This is a genomic window from Planococcus beigongshangi (assembly GCF_016820495.1).
In the GTDB taxonomy this organism is placed as follows: Bacteria; Bacillota; Bacilli; order Bacillales_A; family Planococcaceae; genus Planococcus; species Planococcus beigongshangi.
On the sequence record NZ_JADHDU010000001.1, the window covers coordinates 1 to 16,041 of the forward strand.

Annotated in this window: 14 protein-coding genes and 1 pseudogene; 8 read left to right on the forward strand and 7 right to left on the reverse strand. The window is 46.0% G+C overall.

The annotated features are described in order from the left end of the window. Nucleotides 1–33: 33 nt before the first annotated feature. Nucleotides 34–1,296: a group II intron reverse transcriptase/maturase gene (gene ltrA / locus IQ294_RS00005; protein ID WP_203331966.1), complete on the forward strand. Its 1,263-nt coding sequence runs from the start codon at nucleotides 34–36 to the stop codon at nucleotides 1,294–1,296. Between the two features lie 51 nt (nucleotides 1,297–1,347). Here ltrA and IQ294_RS00010 read toward each other — a convergent pair whose 3' ends face one another. From IQ294_RS00010 to IQ294_RS00025, 4 genes and pseudogenes are all read right to left on the reverse strand, one after another. Beyond that, the gene (locus IQ294_RS00010) at nucleotides 1,348–1,704 is read right to left on the reverse strand and encodes a nitrogen regulation protein NR(II) (protein WP_203331967.1); all 357 of its coding nucleotides are present in this window, start codon (nucleotides 1,702–1,704) and stop codon (nucleotides 1,348–1,350) included. A 120-nt stretch (nucleotides 1,705–1,824) separates the two neighbouring features. Then, nucleotides 1,825–2,193, reverse strand: a complete 369-nt coding sequence (locus IQ294_RS00015) for a hypothetical protein (RefSeq protein ID WP_203331968.1) — start codon at nucleotides 2,191–2,193, stop codon at nucleotides 1,825–1,827. 614 nt (nucleotides 2,194–2,807) lie between these two features. Beyond that, on the reverse strand, nucleotides 2,808–3,260 hold the full coding sequence (locus IQ294_RS00020) for a DUF305 domain-containing protein (RefSeq protein WP_203331969.1): 453 nt from the start codon (nucleotides 3,258–3,260) through the stop codon (nucleotides 2,808–2,810). 296 nt (nucleotides 3,261–3,556) lie between these two features. Continuing rightward, nucleotides 3,557–4,143: pseudogene (locus tag IQ294_RS00025) on the reverse strand (YdhK family protein). Between the two features lie 239 nt (nucleotides 4,144–4,382). Between IQ294_RS00025 and IQ294_RS00035 the strand changes: the two are divergent. The 3 genes from IQ294_RS00035 (at nucleotide 4,383) to IQ294_RS00045 (ending at nucleotide 7,449) form a co-directional block, all read left to right on the forward strand. Then, nucleotides 4,383–5,291, forward strand: coding sequence for a F510_1955 family glycosylhydrolase (locus IQ294_RS00035; protein WP_203331972.1), 909 nt, complete (start codon nucleotides 4,383–4,385; stop codon nucleotides 5,289–5,291). Nucleotides 5,292–5,390: 99 nt separating this feature from the next. Further along, nucleotides 5,391–6,794: a sensor histidine kinase gene (locus tag IQ294_RS00040; RefSeq protein WP_203331973.1), complete on the forward strand. Its 1,404-nt coding sequence runs from the start codon at nucleotides 5,391–5,393 to the stop codon at nucleotides 6,792–6,794. Then, the gene (locus IQ294_RS00045; RefSeq protein WP_203331974.1) at nucleotides 6,772–7,449 is read left to right on the forward strand and encodes a response regulator transcription factor; all 678 of its coding nucleotides are present in this window, start codon (nucleotides 6,772–6,774) and stop codon (nucleotides 7,447–7,449) included. The genes IQ294_RS00040 and IQ294_RS00045 overlap by 23 nt, the downstream gene beginning before the upstream one ends. A 59-nt stretch (nucleotides 7,450–7,508) precedes the next feature. Here IQ294_RS00045 and IQ294_RS00050 read toward each other — a convergent pair whose 3' ends face one another. Further along, nucleotides 7,509–7,841 carry a four-helix bundle copper-binding protein gene (locus tag IQ294_RS00050; RefSeq protein ID WP_203331975.1) on the reverse strand — a complete coding sequence of 111 codons (333 nt, stop codon included), beginning with the start codon at nucleotides 7,839–7,841 and terminating at the stop codon, nucleotides 7,509–7,511. A gap of 339 nt (nucleotides 7,842–8,180) precedes the next feature. Between IQ294_RS00050 and copZ the strand changes: the two genes are divergently transcribed. After that, nucleotides 8,181–8,384, forward strand: coding sequence for a copper chaperone CopZ (gene copZ / locus IQ294_RS00055; protein ID WP_154748275.1), 204 nt, complete (start codon nucleotides 8,181–8,183; stop codon nucleotides 8,382–8,384). Between the two features lie 137 nt (nucleotides 8,385–8,521). Beyond that, a complete protein-coding gene (locus IQ294_RS00060) occupies nucleotides 8,522–10,651 on the forward strand; it encodes a copper-translocating P-type ATPase (RefSeq protein WP_203331976.1) in 2,130 nt (709 codons plus the stop codon). Between the two features lie 243 nt (nucleotides 10,652–10,894). Here IQ294_RS00060 and IQ294_RS00065 read toward each other — a convergent pair whose 3' ends face one another. After that, entirely contained in the window at nucleotides 10,895–12,058 is a 1,164-nt protein-coding gene (locus IQ294_RS00065) for a pyridoxal phosphate-dependent aminotransferase (protein ID WP_203331977.1), read from the reverse strand. A 275-nt stretch (nucleotides 12,059–12,333) separates the two neighbouring features. Here IQ294_RS00065 and IQ294_RS00070 point away from each other — a divergent pair, with 275 nt between their 5' ends. After that, nucleotides 12,334–12,783 carry an OsmC family protein gene (locus IQ294_RS00070; protein ID WP_203331978.1) on the forward strand — a complete coding sequence of 150 codons (450 nt, stop codon included), beginning with the start codon at nucleotides 12,334–12,336 and terminating at the stop codon, nucleotides 12,781–12,783. A 200-nt stretch (nucleotides 12,784–12,983) separates the two neighbouring features. On the opposite strand, the gene IQ294_RS00075 is transcribed toward IQ294_RS00070, so the two are convergent. After that, a complete protein-coding gene (locus IQ294_RS00075) occupies nucleotides 12,984–13,649 on the reverse strand; it encodes an oxidoreductase (RefSeq protein ID WP_203331979.1) in 666 nt (221 codons plus the stop codon). Between the two features lie 265 nt (nucleotides 13,650–13,914). Here IQ294_RS00075 and IQ294_RS00080 point away from each other — a divergent pair, with 265 nt between their 5' ends. Then, a complete protein-coding gene (locus tag IQ294_RS00080) occupies nucleotides 13,915–16,023 on the forward strand; it encodes a type IA DNA topoisomerase (RefSeq protein WP_203331980.1) in 2,109 nt (702 codons plus the stop codon). The last annotated feature ends 18 nt before the right edge of the window (nucleotides 16,024–16,041 follow it).

Genomic DNA, 16,041 nt, shown 5'->3' on the forward strand with positions numbered 1-16,041 from the left:
AAGAACCGTTGTTCACGGAAAGAGGCATAATGAATGTTAATGGAACAGATTCTCTCACGGGAAAATTTAATACGTGCCCTGAACCGAGTGGTTCGGAATAAAGGAAGCCACGGTGTCGACGAAATGCCCGTACAAAACCTGCGAGCGCATGTCATCGAACACTGGGACACCATGAAAATGGAACTTCTGTCGGGAACCTATCAGCCGCAGCCGGTCCGCAGGGTCGAAATCCCGAAACCTGATGGCGGCGTGCGCCTGCTTGGCATCCCAACCGTGATTGATCGGTTCATTCAACAGGCGATTGCCCAGGTTTTGTCTTCTATTTATGACCCAACGTTTTCTGATCATAGCTATGGGTTCCGACCAAAACGGAGCGCTCATGACGCAGTAAAGAAAGCGAAAAGGTTTATCACAGAAGCCAATCGCTGGGTGATCGATATCGACTTGAAGAAATTCTTCGACCGGGTGAATCATGACAAGCTCATGGGGCAACTGGCGAAGCGAATCGAGGATAAGCGTCTGCTTCAGCTCATCCACAAATATCTGAAGACCGGCATCATGATAAACGGAGTCGTGATGAACAGTGAGGAAGGCACTCCGCAAGGAGGTCCTCTCAGCCCGCTGCTCTCGAACATTGTCCTGGATGAACTGGACAAGGAGCTCGAAAAGCGTGGTCACTCGTTTGTCCGCTACGCCGATGACTGCAACATCTACGTGAAAACACCGAAAGCAGGCAACCGGGTCATGAAGTCGGTGACTTCATTTATAGAAGGAAAGCTGAAGTTGAAAGTGAATACCAGCAAATCAGCTGTAGACCGACCATGGAAGCGGAAATTCCTTGGCTTCAGCTTTACTTCCCATAAAGAACCGAAGGTGCGGATTGCGAAAGCGAGCATAAACCGGATGAAAGACAAAGTTCGGGACATCACCTCACGAAGCAAACCGTATTCGATGGAAAAGCGAATTGAAAAGCTGAACCAGTACCTGACGGGGTGGTGCGGTTATTTTGCGTTGGCGGATACGCCAAGCGTATTCAAAGACCTAGAATCGTGGATTCGAAGAAGGCTCCGCATGTGCATGTGGAAAGATTGGAAGAAGCCGAGCACGAAAGTGAGAAAACTCATCGGAATGAGCATCCCGAAAGGGAAGGCTTATGAATGGGGCAACTCGCGAAAGAGTTACTGGCGAATTTCAAAGAGTCCTGTATTGCATAGAGCCCTCGGAAACTCCTACTGGAGTTCCCAAGGGCTCAAAAGTCTGATAGCACGTTATGAAACTTTGCGTCATATATCTTAATTGAACCGCCGTATACCGAACGGTATGTACGGTGGTGTGAGAGGTCGGGAGTTAATCGCTCCCTCCTACTCGATTCTCCCCGAAAGCATATTGAATTCCCCGTACTCTTACCTGCAGCCATTGCGTTTCGCCATTCCCCAGCAGAAACGGGTACATTTGTTTGTGTTCGATTATCTCGTTCGTCATGACTTTTTGGATCGAGTGAAGTTCGCTTATTTTCCCATGTTGCTCCAATTGCTCGAAATAGTCGGATCCCGGTTTCCATAAGGAACCCCTTACATCATGTTCGCTGCAAAAGTCCATCCATGCTTGATTCACTCCGATAATCTTTCCGTCATCATCAACGGCAATCAGAAATTCATCGATTGTATTAATCCATTCCTGAATTTGCCTGTCGTTCTTTTCCAATAAGTACACGTCCTTTTCTTATAATAAATTAACTATTCTGAAATAATTTTAAAGTAAATTTTTTTTACTAATAACTGCTGGTAGAACGGAAATTCATTTTTTAAGTATAGTGAAAAATCTTTATTCCCACTTACAGATATATTCGTTAGCAGAGTTGACTTCTATTTCAAATGTTCTGATCAACTCACACATACTATAAAACAGGAGGAGTTGTGAACGGGACATCTTTTTAATTTTGTTGTCGTCTATGTATTCGACGGAATCTATCTTTTTATTAAAGTAATGCAACTCGGTATATAAGGGCAGGTTGATGACACTGTTCAATCCATTTTTTGACAGTTGAAAGCTCGACAATTGATAGATGGAGCCTTCGATATACTGACTGCTCCAAGAAAACATCAGCACCAAATTATCACTTTCCATGACATGGATCGTTTCTTCTTTGGTTGCAAGCATAACTTCAATTGTTTTTCCAACGAACTTTTTCAAATTTTCCAGGTCTACCTCAGACAAAGAAGGCTTTCGCTTAAAGATGAACGTCTTGAATATCCTTTCAAGCATTATAATGAATGCAAATGTCTTATTATTTTACTCAACAAGTATCATAGAATTAATTTAGGTATATTAAAACAAGACTTAAGACCCAATTTAAAAAAAGTCATAATAAGCAGGTATCTTTATTTTCTGAAAATAATCAAATTTTTAGCTAAAAGGCTATTCTACTTGGATTTTTTCGCCATTGATAATTTGATATTTTCAGTAAATTACTATTTGTTATTTTTAAAATAGAATATGTTTTCTGTCATTTTTCAATAATTTTCTATTTTGCTTGTTTTTTATTAACAAGTTGATTTTACGATAAAGGAGAATAATGGAGAATCCAAAGTAAGAACAAAGATGCTCTAAGAGGATTTATAAACTTTCAGATCTTTTGATTCTTACATTTTATACTCTTTAATGGATTGCTATAATTTCGGTTAAATTTGGTTTACATATCATGAATTTATCGGAAGAAGATTGATGAGGTCAACATCTATCGCCAGAAAAAAAGGAAGCCCAAAAGCGAAATCTATTCGCCGCTTGGCCTTCCTCTTTTGAGTCGGTTATTCCTCGTTCTCCAATTTTTCTATCAATCTTTTCATCTCGGCAATTTCTTCACGCTGCGTCTTGATGATCGCATCAGCCAGCTCTCTCGCTCGCGGATCTGAAATGTCTGCCCGTTCGCTGGTCAGGATGGCGATGGAATGGTGGGGAATCATCGCTTTCATCCATCCGGTGTCTTCTATTAATACCTGGCTGCGCACAAGCCATAGCGAAAGCGCGAATACCACAGCACTGCCGGCTAAAATAAAAGAATTTGCCTTTTTGTTTTTATACATCGGCCACATGAATAACATCATGACAATGGCCATCACAGAACCCATGATCAAAGCCATGTAGATTCTTGTTTCACTGAGTGTGATATGTTCGAATTGAAAAACATTTAAAAACATCAGCCAATACATCAGGAATGTAGAAGTTGCAATCATGACTCCGAATTTCACATAGTTGTTCACAGAATCCTCTCCTTATATCATTTTAATTAACGTTATCAACGATTTTTGTCTAGTTGGAATGAATGCCTTCCTTATCTGTATACCATTTGAAGTATTGAATAAACTCCATAGAAAATGCACAAAATACTATGGGAGAAAGGGTTCAAAAAACTCCCCCGCTGCTCTTTTAAGCCGGCTTATGCTCAAAGTACGAAAAAAACCGCTAATTTATAGGGGAATTAGCGGCCTTTCTTTGAACTGCCTATTCATCGATTTTATCAATACATGGAAGAACTATGGTACTGTCATTTCAAAAATTACTCCGCTGATAATTCATCTTCAGTCACCCACTTATGATTGGTGACTTCCTCTCCTCCAGTAGTAGGGACGAAATCAACCATATAGACGGTCGTCTGTTCGGCAGAATCAATCGTAGCCGTTGCACCGTCCATTCCTTCCATATGGTCGGCGGAAATGGTCGCTTCATCGCCTGCTTCCAGTGGTTCATCTCCCGGGTTTTCCAGTTCTTCATGAATCACCCATTTGTGGTTTTCCACCGGTTCGCCGCCAGTCTCAGGCGTGTAGGTCAAGGCATAAGCGGTTGTATCGTAAGCTCCGACAATTGTTGCTTCAGCACCTTTCATGCCTTCCATGTGATCCGTTTCAATAATGGCCTGGCTTCCGACTTCAAATGTTGGATTTTGGGCTTCTTGCAAATCATCCGGCACTTCACCTGAACCGGAATGGTCCATGTTCATGTGTTCGGAATCCCACTCATATTTTCTTCGGTTGCGTTGTCCATGTCCATCGGTTCTTCACTCGTCCCGCTATCTGTATTGCAGGCGCTTAATGTGATGGCTGCCACAAGCGACAGCATCCCCATCATCCATCTGTTTTTCGGCATTTCAATCTCCTTCTTTCTGCATTTGTCTGTAGTTACTTTACCCCTTAACTTTGCATATTGTGTGCAGGAATCATGACATTTTCTATTTGGTGGAAATAGCCGCCCGATTGTGGCAAGTCCGTGAACCGCCGGATAAGTTCTCATTTATATAGAAGAAACTGCACAAAAAATCGAGATTTTTTCGCTAAACTGGAGGAGTACAATGATTTTTAGAAAAAACAATTTGGAGGAATAATCAAATGACAAAAAAGAGAATATTGACAAGTATGCTGTCGGCTTTGCTTTTAGTGGCAGGCTGCAGCACCGATACAGCAGAATCATTCGAAGTGCCGTTTGAAGGCAAAATGGATCATGTTCATGGGATGGGTTATGCAGGAAATGAGAACGGACTGTATTTTGCCTCGCATATCGGGCTGAAAATTTACCGGGAAGAGGGCTGGTTCGAAACGACGGATAATTTTCATGATTATATGGGCTTTAATGCAACAGATGAAGGATTTATTACGTCGGGTCACCCAAGTGCAGATTCGGAGTTGCCCAATCCGCTGGGAATCCAGCGCAGTATCGACAGCGGTGAATCCATTGAGGAGATTGCGTTTCAGGGAGAAACGGATTTTCATGCCATGGCGGTGGGATACAGCAGTAACGACATTTTCCTGATCAATCCGGCCAAGAATTCCCTACTGGAAGCCGGCGTATATAAAAGCGGTGATGAAGGCGAATCATGGGAACCTGTGAAAGCTGAAGGACTGGAAGGGGAAGTAGCTGCACTCGCCCTTCACCCGACGGATTCGAACTTTGTCGCTGCAGCTACGGGGGCAGGGATTTATTTCTCGCGGGATGCCGGAGAAACTTTTAAAGCCATTACAAACGGAAGTGAAACAGGCACAGCGGTGCATTTCACCGAAGACCAGTTGTATTTCGGAAGCTACGGGACAGCGGCGGCTCTGGTGAAGTATACTATGGAAAATGAAGAACTCGAGCCGGTGGATACACCGGATCTTCCACAAGATGCCATCGCTTTTATTGCACATAACCCGATGGATGAAATGGAACTGGCAATCTACACATTTGAAGGCAATGGCTACTTGTCGGAAGACGGATTACAGACCTGGGAAACGCTGCTGAAAGAGGGAAAAACCAAGTAGAAACCAGCTAGCCGTTTGAAAGACGAACCAAATCCAACGGCATTCGGCATCAGTCTTTGTCTTGATTGCTGCTAACCAATCGACTTAAAGAGGGATGCCATGTTAAACAGGCTTGCATTGAAAATAGGTTTGCTGTTTTTTGTGTTTATTATCATCATTGAATCGGTTTTGTTTCTAACCCTGTACGTTACTTTTGTCAATGAACGGGTGGATGAAGTCATGACCAACCTGCTTGCAAGAGGGAACACCCACAGCGAAGTATTGGAAGACAGTTTTGAACCGGCGACATTGAACCATGTGGCGTTGATGGAATCGGCCTCCGATTTCATCGTCATCATCACGGATGCAGATGGCAACGAATTGACCCATTCCGATCTGATTGAACCTGAAATGAGGGAAGTGTTGGAACACACCGATTTTGATGAGGTTCTACAGGGAGGGAAGGTCGTGGAAGAGCGATGGGACAAAAAAGAGTTTATTGCGACGGACAGCCCAATCACCATTGAAGGAGAACATAGAGGCCACGTGTTCATGTTTGCGGAAACCAATCATATCAAAGGGATGGTCAGTCATTTGCGAAACCAATTCCTGATTGTTGGCCTGATTGCTGTCGGGTTGACCGTCATCACAATTTTTCTGCTATCCCGATTGATTACGTTGCCGTTGATTCGGATGAAAGAAGCGATGGAACAGTTAAGCGAAGGGCACCACGAGGTCAGCCTGAATATTGGCCGAAACGATGAGTTGGGAGAGCTGGCGAACGCCATCACTGCCCTATCCAGTGACTTGGAACATTTAAAAAATGAGCGGAATGAATTTTTGGCGAGTATTTCGCACGAGTTGCGGACGCCGTTGACCTATATCAAAGGATATGCCGATATCGCGAGCCGGCCGGATGCATCCGAGGAAGAGAAAAAGGAATACATTGGCATCATCCGGGAAGAGACGGCCCATTTGACGGAATTGATCCGGCAGCTGTTTGAGCTGGCTCAGATGGATCATAACCAGTTCGCCATTCAAAAAGAGGGATTTTCACTGGAGATGCTTTTTGCATCCGTCGTTGCCTTGGTTCGGCCAGCTTTTGACGAGAAACAGATTTCATTGGCTGTCCATTGTGAACATGAGATTGTCGCCTTCATTGATCCCGAACGTTTTCAGCAGGTATTGCTGAATGTCTTGGACAACGCCCGCAAGCATTCTCCTGAAGGAACACAAGTAGTGTTACAGGGAGTCCAAGATAAAGATACCATCACCATAAGTATCCGTGATGAAGGAGAAGGCATACCGGAAAAAGATCTTCCTTTTGTCTTTGAACGATTGTATCGGGTCGATAAATCCCGATCCAGACAGTACGGAGGAAGCGGTCTCGGCTTGGCGATTGCGAAAGAGATCGTCGAATCACACGGTGGCCTCATGACGCTTCAAAGTGAGTACGGACATGGGACTACCGTCCGGATCGAATTGGAAAAGGGGGATTCGCTTGCAGAAAGTCCTGTTGGTTGATGATGAAAAACGAATGCTGGATTTAGTGGCTTTGTATTTGAAGCCGCATCAGTACCTCTGTAAAAAAGCACTGGGAGCCCGTGAAGCCCTCGACTATTTGGAATCGGAACCTTTCGATCTCGTCTTACTGGATATCATGATGCCGGAAATGGATGGTTGGGAACTGTGCCGCGAAATCCGGAAATTTTCGGATGTGCCAATCATTATGCTGACGGCGCGGGAACAACAGGAGGATATTGTTAAGGGATTGAATCTTGGGGCGGACGATTACATCACAAAGCCGTTTAATGAAGATGAGTTGCTGGCCCGGATGGGGGCTTTGCTTCGCAGAAGAACTCCGAAAAACACCATTGAAGTGGATGGTTTGGTGTGGGACGAAGACCGGTTTGAACTCACGTACGGCAAACAGATCATCAAATTGACGCCAAAAGAATTTCTGATGGTGGGCCACCTGATGAAGAATGCCGATAAGGTGTTTACGAGAGAGCAGCTGATCCAGTTGATCTGGGGATTCAACTCGGAGACGGAAGGGCGGACCATCGATTCCCATGTGCGAAATGTCCGGGAAAAAATCCGCCAGTCCGGTTTTCCAGTCGATGAACATTTCCTCACCGTTTGGGGAATCGGCTACAAATGGATCAATGAAATGGAATAATACTAGATAAAGATAAAAGGCTCATCGGAAAATATCTCCAATGAGCCTTTTCGGGTAAATTACGCAACGTTACGGCAAGCTTCTGCACATCTGCGGCAAGCTTCCGCACAGCGTTTGCAATGGTCGTGATGGTCGGCGTGCTTCTCGCATTCATCTGCGCATGCTTCACAAATGGTTGCGCAAACGGCTGCCAGTTCGGAAACGAACGGCGAATTGCGGGTAATTGCATGTTCCAGAAATGCGCAAATGTCTGCACATTCACGGTCTAATCGAATACATTGGGCCATCATCTTCACATCTTCTTCCTGCAGACAAGCATCAAAACAATGGTTACATTCCGCCGCACAATCGTGCAATGCCTGAATCAATTCCTGATGTTGTTCATGAGCCATGTTAAAACCTCCATTTTTTTATTCTTGCTTCATTTACTGAGTTTCCCTCTACTTTCCAGACTAAACGGAAATACCGAAACTCCATAGAAACTGCACAAATTTATTGGCGAAACAGCAAACACCTTCCGAAAAAAAACAGAAAGCTTATCGGGTGATGGTCCATTGTTGGCCGTCTATAGAAAAGTAATCGAATATCAAATCAATAGGGTGGGTTTTTCTTTTTGGTCCCAGTAAATTCCTTGGGCATCAAGAAGACAAGGTAAAAATGAAATTGGAAACTTGATATACCCTTATGGGGTATGTTAAGTTTAAGGAAATACCACTTTAGGAGGAATAATAATGATTGAAACATTAAAAGTACAAGGTATGTCTTGTGGCCACTGTGTAAACTCGGTTAAAACGGGTGTCGGTGAACTCGGAGGGGTTTCGTCTGTGGCAGTTGATCTTAAAAAAGGTGAAGTGGCAGTAGACTATGATTCTGGCAAGACATCGTTAAACGAAATCCAGGAAGCGATTGAAGAACAAGGATATAACGTCGTATAAGAGTGCTTTCACAGCACTCTTTACTTTTAAAAGAAATATACCCCTGGGTCGTATGTAGGGGGAGAACTTTGAGGCTGTTAAGAATTTAAATAAGGTTAAATAGAAGAAGAAGCACTATTTTGAAGGAGGCGTACTGAATGGCTAAAAATGACAAAGACCATCACCACCATCATAACGAACAGGTCGATCACAGTAAGATGGATCATTCCGAACATGTTGGGCATGCGTATCATGAAGCGCAAGTGGAAGAGGGCATTCATGACCACAGCAATCCCTCCCAGAACCATGAACATCATGACCATTCCGATCACAGCGGGCATGATCACGGCCATCATCACCACGGTAATTTTAAAGAGATTTTCTTGAAGTCGCTGCCGGTTGGCATCATCATTCTGTTATTGTCGCCGATGATGGACATTCGGCTTCCCTTTCAATTCACTTTTCCATACTCGGATATTGTGGTCGCAGGATTAGCAACCATCTTATTGGTTTATGGGGGGAAACCTTTCTTTCAGGGGGCGATAGAAGAATTCAGGCAAAAAGCGCCGGGCATGATGGCCCTTATTTCTTTAGGAATATCCGTTTCCTATCTGTATAGTATTTACGCAGTGCTGGCTCGTTACGTGACCGGTGAACACATCATGGATTTCTTCTTTGAATTTGCGTCCTTGCTCTTGATCATGCTGCTTGGCCACTGGATTGAAATGAAAGCGGTCGGAGAAGCCGGGGATGCGCAACAATCACTCGCTGAATTAGTGCCGAAAGATGCGCATGTGGTACTGGAAGACGAGTCGATCGAGACGCGTCCCGTAAATGAGCTGAAAGTCGGAGATCTTGTACGGGTTCAGGCCGGAGAAAACGTCCCTGCCGATGGCATCATCAAAAGAGGCACCTCCCGGATCAATGAAGCTTTGCTGACGGGGGAATCTAAACCCATTGAAAAAGGAGCCGGAGACAAAGTAATCGGCGGTTCCACGAACGGTGCAGGCATCTTATATCTTGAAGTACAGGAAACCGGCGACCAATCGTTCATTTCTCAAGTTCAAACCCTGATAAGCCAGGCGCAGGATCAACCTTCAAGAGCTGAAAACCTGGCTCAAAAAGTAGCCGGCTGGCTGTTTTATATCGCCATTGCGGCGGCTTTCATCGCTTTTGTCGTTTGGCTGTACATTGCTGACATTCAAACTGCTGTTCTTTTTACGGTTACGACATTAGTCATTGCATGTCCACACGCTCTCGGCCTTGCCATTCCGCTGGTTATTGCACGAAGCACCAGTTTAGGTGCAAGCCGCGGGCTGTTGGTAAAAGACCGCGAAGCATTGGAGCTGGCAACTAAGGCTGATGTAATGATACTGGATAAAACGGGTACGTTGACTACTGGCGAATTTAAAGTTTTGAACATGGAAACACTGGATGGTCAACATACCGAAGCCGAAATCGCGGCGTTAATGGCAGGGATTGAAGGTGGATCCAGCCACCCAATCGCCCAGTCAATAGTCCAATACGCTGAGAAACAAGGGATTCAGCCTGTCCACTTTGATTCGATTGATGTTGTGTCGGGTGCGGGTATAGAAGGAAACGCCAATGGCCGCAAATACGAATTGATCAGCCAAAAGGCATTTGGAAGAGATGTAGCGGTGGATGTTCCCAAAGGGGCAACATTAAGTATACTGGTTGAGGACGGGAATCCGATCGGTACGGTCGCATTAGGCGATGAATTGAAAGAAACGAGCAGAACGCTGATACAGGCATTGAAGCATTACAATATAAAACCGATCATGGCTACAGGCGACAATGAAACGGCTGCCCAAGGAGTAGCAGAGGAACTGGGCATTGAATACAGAGCCAATCAATCGCCGCAAGATAAATATGATTTAGTGGAATCATTGAAAAATAATGGACAAACGGTCATCATGGTCGGCGACGGCGTAAACGATGCACCATCCCTTGCAATAGCAGACGTGGGTATTGCAGTCGGTGCGGGAACTCAAGTCGCGATCGATTCTGCTGATGTGATTTTGACTCAGTCAGATCCGGGAGATATAGAATCCTTTATCGAATTGGCTAATAAAACAACCAGTAAAATGAAGCAGAACCTCATATGGGGAGCCGGGTATAACTTTATTGCCATTCCCATAGCGGCGGGTGTTCTAGCCTCCATTGGGATTACGTTGGCTCCTGCAGCAGGAGCAGTTCTGATGTCCGTGTCCACGGTTATCGTGGCTATCAATGCGATGACACTAAAACTAAGTAATAGAGCTATTTAACACGATAATTAATCGTCATACATGGAAAGTGCCTCCCAAAAGTTGAATTTTCTTTAACCTTGGGGGCATAGTTTTGTATTAGGCTAAAGTCAAACAGAGGTTGGAAGACTTTGGATAATTAAATATAGTTTTATAGTTAACATATGATACCTTATCGGAAGTACCCATAAACAAACCAAAAACCCCTGCCATCCTTTTTACTAAGGAGGTAAGGGGTTTTCCAATTCAGACGTAAAGGCATACCTAGAATAAATTTAATTTTTCAATCCGTCCAATAGCTTCCGCAATACGTTCTTCATCAACCAACAGGCCGACGCGGACAAATCCTTCGCCGCTTTTGCCAAATCCGCTGCCTGCAGCAACAGAAATATCGGCATGCTTCAAAAGGTAGTTGACGAATTCCATGCTTGTAAATCCTTCGGGTACTGGCAGCCATGCAAAGAAAGAGCCTTTTGGCGCTTTGATTTTCCAGCCGATTCTTGCGCATTCATCGATCAGTACCTGCCGCCGTTTTTCATAGGTATCAACGAGTTCGGTGACGCAAGTCTGGTCGCCGGACAGTGCTTCGGCCGCAGCAAACTGCACAGCAGTCGGCAGGCCGGCGAATAAATGATCCTGGATAAGATTTAGCGCTTCAATCATCTTTGAATTACCGACAGCAAAGCCGACTCTCCATCCGGCCATATTATACGACTTCGATAAGGTGTACATTTCGATTCCAATCTCTTTGGCACCTTCGGATTGCAGGAAGCTCGGCGGTTTTACGCCTTCATAACCGATGGCACCATACGCAAAATCATGGACGACGGCAATATTGTTCGCTTTTGCAAACTGGACGGTGTCATCGAAAAATTCTTTGGTGGCGACGGCGCCTGTCGGGTTGTTCGGGTAATTCAAATACATCATCGAAGCCCGGTCCAGCACCCTCTGTTCCAATTCGCTGTAATCGGGAAGGTAATTGTTTTCAGGCTTTAATGCCATGAGGTCCATATCGATACCGGCGAGCGGTGCGCCGGACATATAATCCGGATATCCAGGATCCGGCAGCAGCAGCGATTCACCGGGATCGAGAAATGCGAGCGGCATTTCCACGAATCCGATTTTTGTGCCGGCAAGCAAGGCGACTTCAAGATTTGGATCAATCTCGACACCATACTCGCGTTTATAGAAATCTGCAGCTGCCTGCCGCATTTCCATTACCCCGCGAAACGGCGAATATTTATGGTTTTTCGGATCAGCGACGGCTTTTTGCATCGCTTCGACGATATGGGGAGGCGTCGGCTGATCAGGATTGCCCTGCCCCAAATTGATGACATCGCGCCCTTCCGCCATGGCTTTCGCTGTTTGAGCGGCAAGCGAAGAGAAGAACTGCTCCGGCAATAGCTGGAGTCGTTTTGAAAATTCCATTTGGCATTCCCTCATTTTCTAATTTTTTGCGCATCTACCCCAAATCTTATACAGTTTGCGCAGCGATGTCCACACCGGTTTAATCCCGTATTAACGGTCAGTATGACTCCCACTTTTCCAAGTGTGAGTTCAACTGACCGTAAAAACCCGAATGGATCAACTAACATTCAGTGAGGGATGAGGAACTCCCTCACTGAATGAAGTTTCTCTTTATTGCGAAGCTGCGCAATAAATGACAGAATCAGATAGAGAATGCATATAATGGAGGAGATAAAATGGCTGTTCACAGTTTTCATGTAAAAGCCGATTGGCCGGGGTTGCGCAACGACGTCGGCACAATCGAAACGGGGAATTTGAAGACGGAGGTTTCGATTCCGCCTGAAATGGATGGTCCCGGCATTGGAACGAATCCGGATGAAATGCTGCTGGCTGCTGCAGCAACTTGTTATATCATCACATTCGCGGCAATGCTTGAGCGGAGTAAAATCGACAAGGAAGCGCTGACGATGGAATCGGAAGGGCTTGTCGATGTGACGAATGGTAACATCACTTATAAAAAAATCATCCACCGACCGAAGCTGGTGCTGAAAAAAGATGCTACTGAAAAGGACTTTGCGATGGCACAAAAACTGGCGGAGAAAGCGGAAAGCTCCTGCATGATCACGCGTGCCATCAAAGGCAACGTAGAAGTTGAACTGGAAGCGGATATTTCTGCCGCGAACTAAAAGGGGAACCGTCAGCTGTTTTGCCGCTGACGGTTTTTGCGTATTTTCAATACGGACAGTATTTCGACTCCAGTGGACAGTATTCGAAGTTTAGTGGACAGTAAATCCTTTATTTGGAAAATGGGAATTCGAAATCAGCGGAAAGAGCGAATACAAAAGGAAAAGCGTTGCCGATTGGCGCCGCTTTTTGTAAATAAGTTTTATTTTTCAGCCAGTTCACCGATTTTGTCCGAAGAATGGACCAGAACACCTTTATCATCGCTTTGGGCCGCTGCGCACATAGCCATCGCGACATGCTCTGCTTCGATCGGCTTGTATTTTTTCATGCCGCCGCGGAGTATGGGGCTGAAAGCGGGAGCCAACAGACTCGCTGCTTTTTCGCCGAGGCGGAATTCATCCCGTTTGCCGAGCAGCAGGGAGGGGCGGAAAATGTGAAGGGAGGAAAAATCCATTCTCTTCAGGGCTTCTTCCATTTGTCCTTTGACCCGGCTATAGAAGACGTTCGACTTGGCATCAGCGCCCATCGCTGAAATCACCAGGAATTTTGTTGCGCCATTTGCTTTTGCAAGCTCGGCGATTTTCACAGGGTAATCATAATCGACGCGGCGGAACGCTTTTTGTGAGCCGGCTTTTCTGATGGTGGTGCCGAGGCAACAAAAGACATCATCGACTTTGAAATGCTCGCCGTATTGGTCCAGGCGGAAAAAGTCGGCTTTAACCTGCTCCAATTTCGGATGCTCCAAATCTAACGGCCGCCGTGTCAAAACTTTCACTTTATCATAGGCAGGGTCTTCCAGCAGCACCTTCACCAGTTCGCTTCCTGTAAGGCCGGTGGCGCCTGCGATCAATGCGGATTTTGCAGTCATAGGGTTGCCTCCTCTTTTTATTCAGTATACCTCTTAGAAAAAAGTTTTACACATCGGACCAGTACATTACTATAGTTGAAATCCTGACCGGCAGGGTACAATAAAGAGAAACTTCATTTACTGGGGATTGTTCTGTATCCCCGGCGAATGTTAATTGATCCAATCGGGTTTTTAGGGTCAGTCGATCTTCCGCTTGAAGGAGTGGAAGTCATACTGACCGCTAATACGGGATAAAGGAAAGTCAGCAAGGGAAAGGGAGAAATCGATGAAACCAGTGATAGTGGCTGAAAAGCCCAGCCAGGCGAAAGCTTATGCCGACGCATTCAAGACGGCGAAAAGGGACGGATTTTTAGAAATCATGCCAGACGCCATATTCCCTGAAGGCGCGTACATCACCTGGGGAATCGGCCATCTGGTGGAATTGAAGGAGCCGAAAGCCTATGATCCGAAATGGAATAAATGGTCGCTCACAGCTCTTCCGATTCTGCCTGTAAATTACCAATTCCAGGTAGCAAGGGGCAAAGGACCGCAATTCAATATCATTAAAAAACTGATTCAGCAAACCGATACCGTCATCAACGCCTGCGACGTCGACCGGGAAGGTTCGAATATTTTCTACAGCATTTATTATCATACCGGCGCAAAAGGCAAGACGATCAAGCGCTTATGGATCAATTCGCTGGAAGCCGACGAAGTGCGCAAAGGTTTCCAGCAGCTGCAGGACAATAAAAAGGATTTGCTGCTGTATCAGGAAGCACGGGCACGGCAGATCAGCGACTGGCTGGTCGGCATGAACGGTTCACGCTTGTATTCGCTGCTGCTGCAGGAAAAAGGCATCCGCGAAGTGTTCGCCATCGGCCGTGTGCAGACGCCGACCGTCTACCTGATCTACCAGCGTGAAAAAGAGATTGAAGCTTTTGTGCCGGAACCTTTCTATGAAGTCGAAGGGGACTTCCAGGCGGAACGTGGAAAATATAAAGGGAAAGCGAAGATCAAGGCGAAAGAACGGCAAGCAGCGGAAGAGCTGCTCCAAAAACATGCCATCGATCCGAAAGAAAGCGGCACGGTGCTGCAGGTCAAGACGGCGGAAAAACGCCAACCGGCACCACAGCTCCATTCGCTGTCGACCCTTCAGGCCACAGCCAACCGGAAATGGAAATACAGTCCGGCGAAAGTGCTGTCGGTCATGCAGAAACTTTACGAAAAGAAATTGGTCAGCTATCCGCGGACGGATGCCCAGCATATCACCCAGGCGGAATTCAGCTATTTGGCGGGGCAGGTGGCATCCTATCAGAAATTGATCGGCACGGAATTTCCGATTGCTTCAAGGACGCCGAGGAAGCGCTTTGTCGATAATGCAAAAGTGCAGGAGCATTATGCCATCATCCCGACGAAAAGCATTCCGACGGCCCGAAAAGTGGAAGGATTGGCGACTGACGAACGCAATTTATATGAAGAAGTGCTGCGCACCACGCTTGCGATGTTCCACCGGGATTATCGCTATGCTGAAACAAAAGTGACGACCGACGTCAAAGGGCTCCACTTTTTCACGACCGGCAAAACGGAAATCGATAAAGGCTGGAAGGAATTATTTCCGGCTGCTAAAGACACCAAAGCGGAACCGGCGCTTCCGGAACTGCGCGAACAGGAACAGGTTGCAGCAAAAGTAGCAATCAAAGAAGGCATGACCACTCCTCCAAAGCCCTATACGGAAGGGCAATTGATCGCCATGATGAAAACATGCGGGAAGTTTGCGGAGGATGCGGAGGACAGCGAAATCCTGAAAGAAGTGGAAGGGCTTGGCACTGAAGCGACGCGGAGCGGCATCATTGAGACGATCAAGCGGCACGAATATATCCAGATCAATAAAAATATCGTATCAGTCACGGAAAAAGGACGGATTCTCTGCCAGGCGATTGAAGGGAATTTATTGTCCAGCCCGTCCATGACCGCCAAATGGGAGAGTTACCTGAAGAAAATCGGACGGGGGGAAGGGTCGCCGGAAGTATTCCTGTCGACCATCGGGAAATTCATCGAAAAACTGTTGGCGGAAGTTCCGGCACAATTGCAGACAAACGGACTGCCCGAGCGTTTCGAAATGGATAACAGTAAAAATGCCATCGCTTTGTGTCCGCGGTGCAAAAAAGGAAGCATCGTGGCCGTCAGGGGGTCTTTCAGCTGCACGGAACATGCCAATGGCTGCAAGCAATCTTTCCCGGGTATTTTCCTGAAGAAGAGGCTGACTGCCAAAACGGTCGAGTATCTATGTACACGGGGAAAAACGCCGGTGATGAAAGGCTTTGTCTCGAAAAACGGCAAAAAGTTCAATGCCAGACTCATTCTGGAGGATGGCAAACTGAAAATGGAGTTTTAGTATTAGTTTAATGGGGAA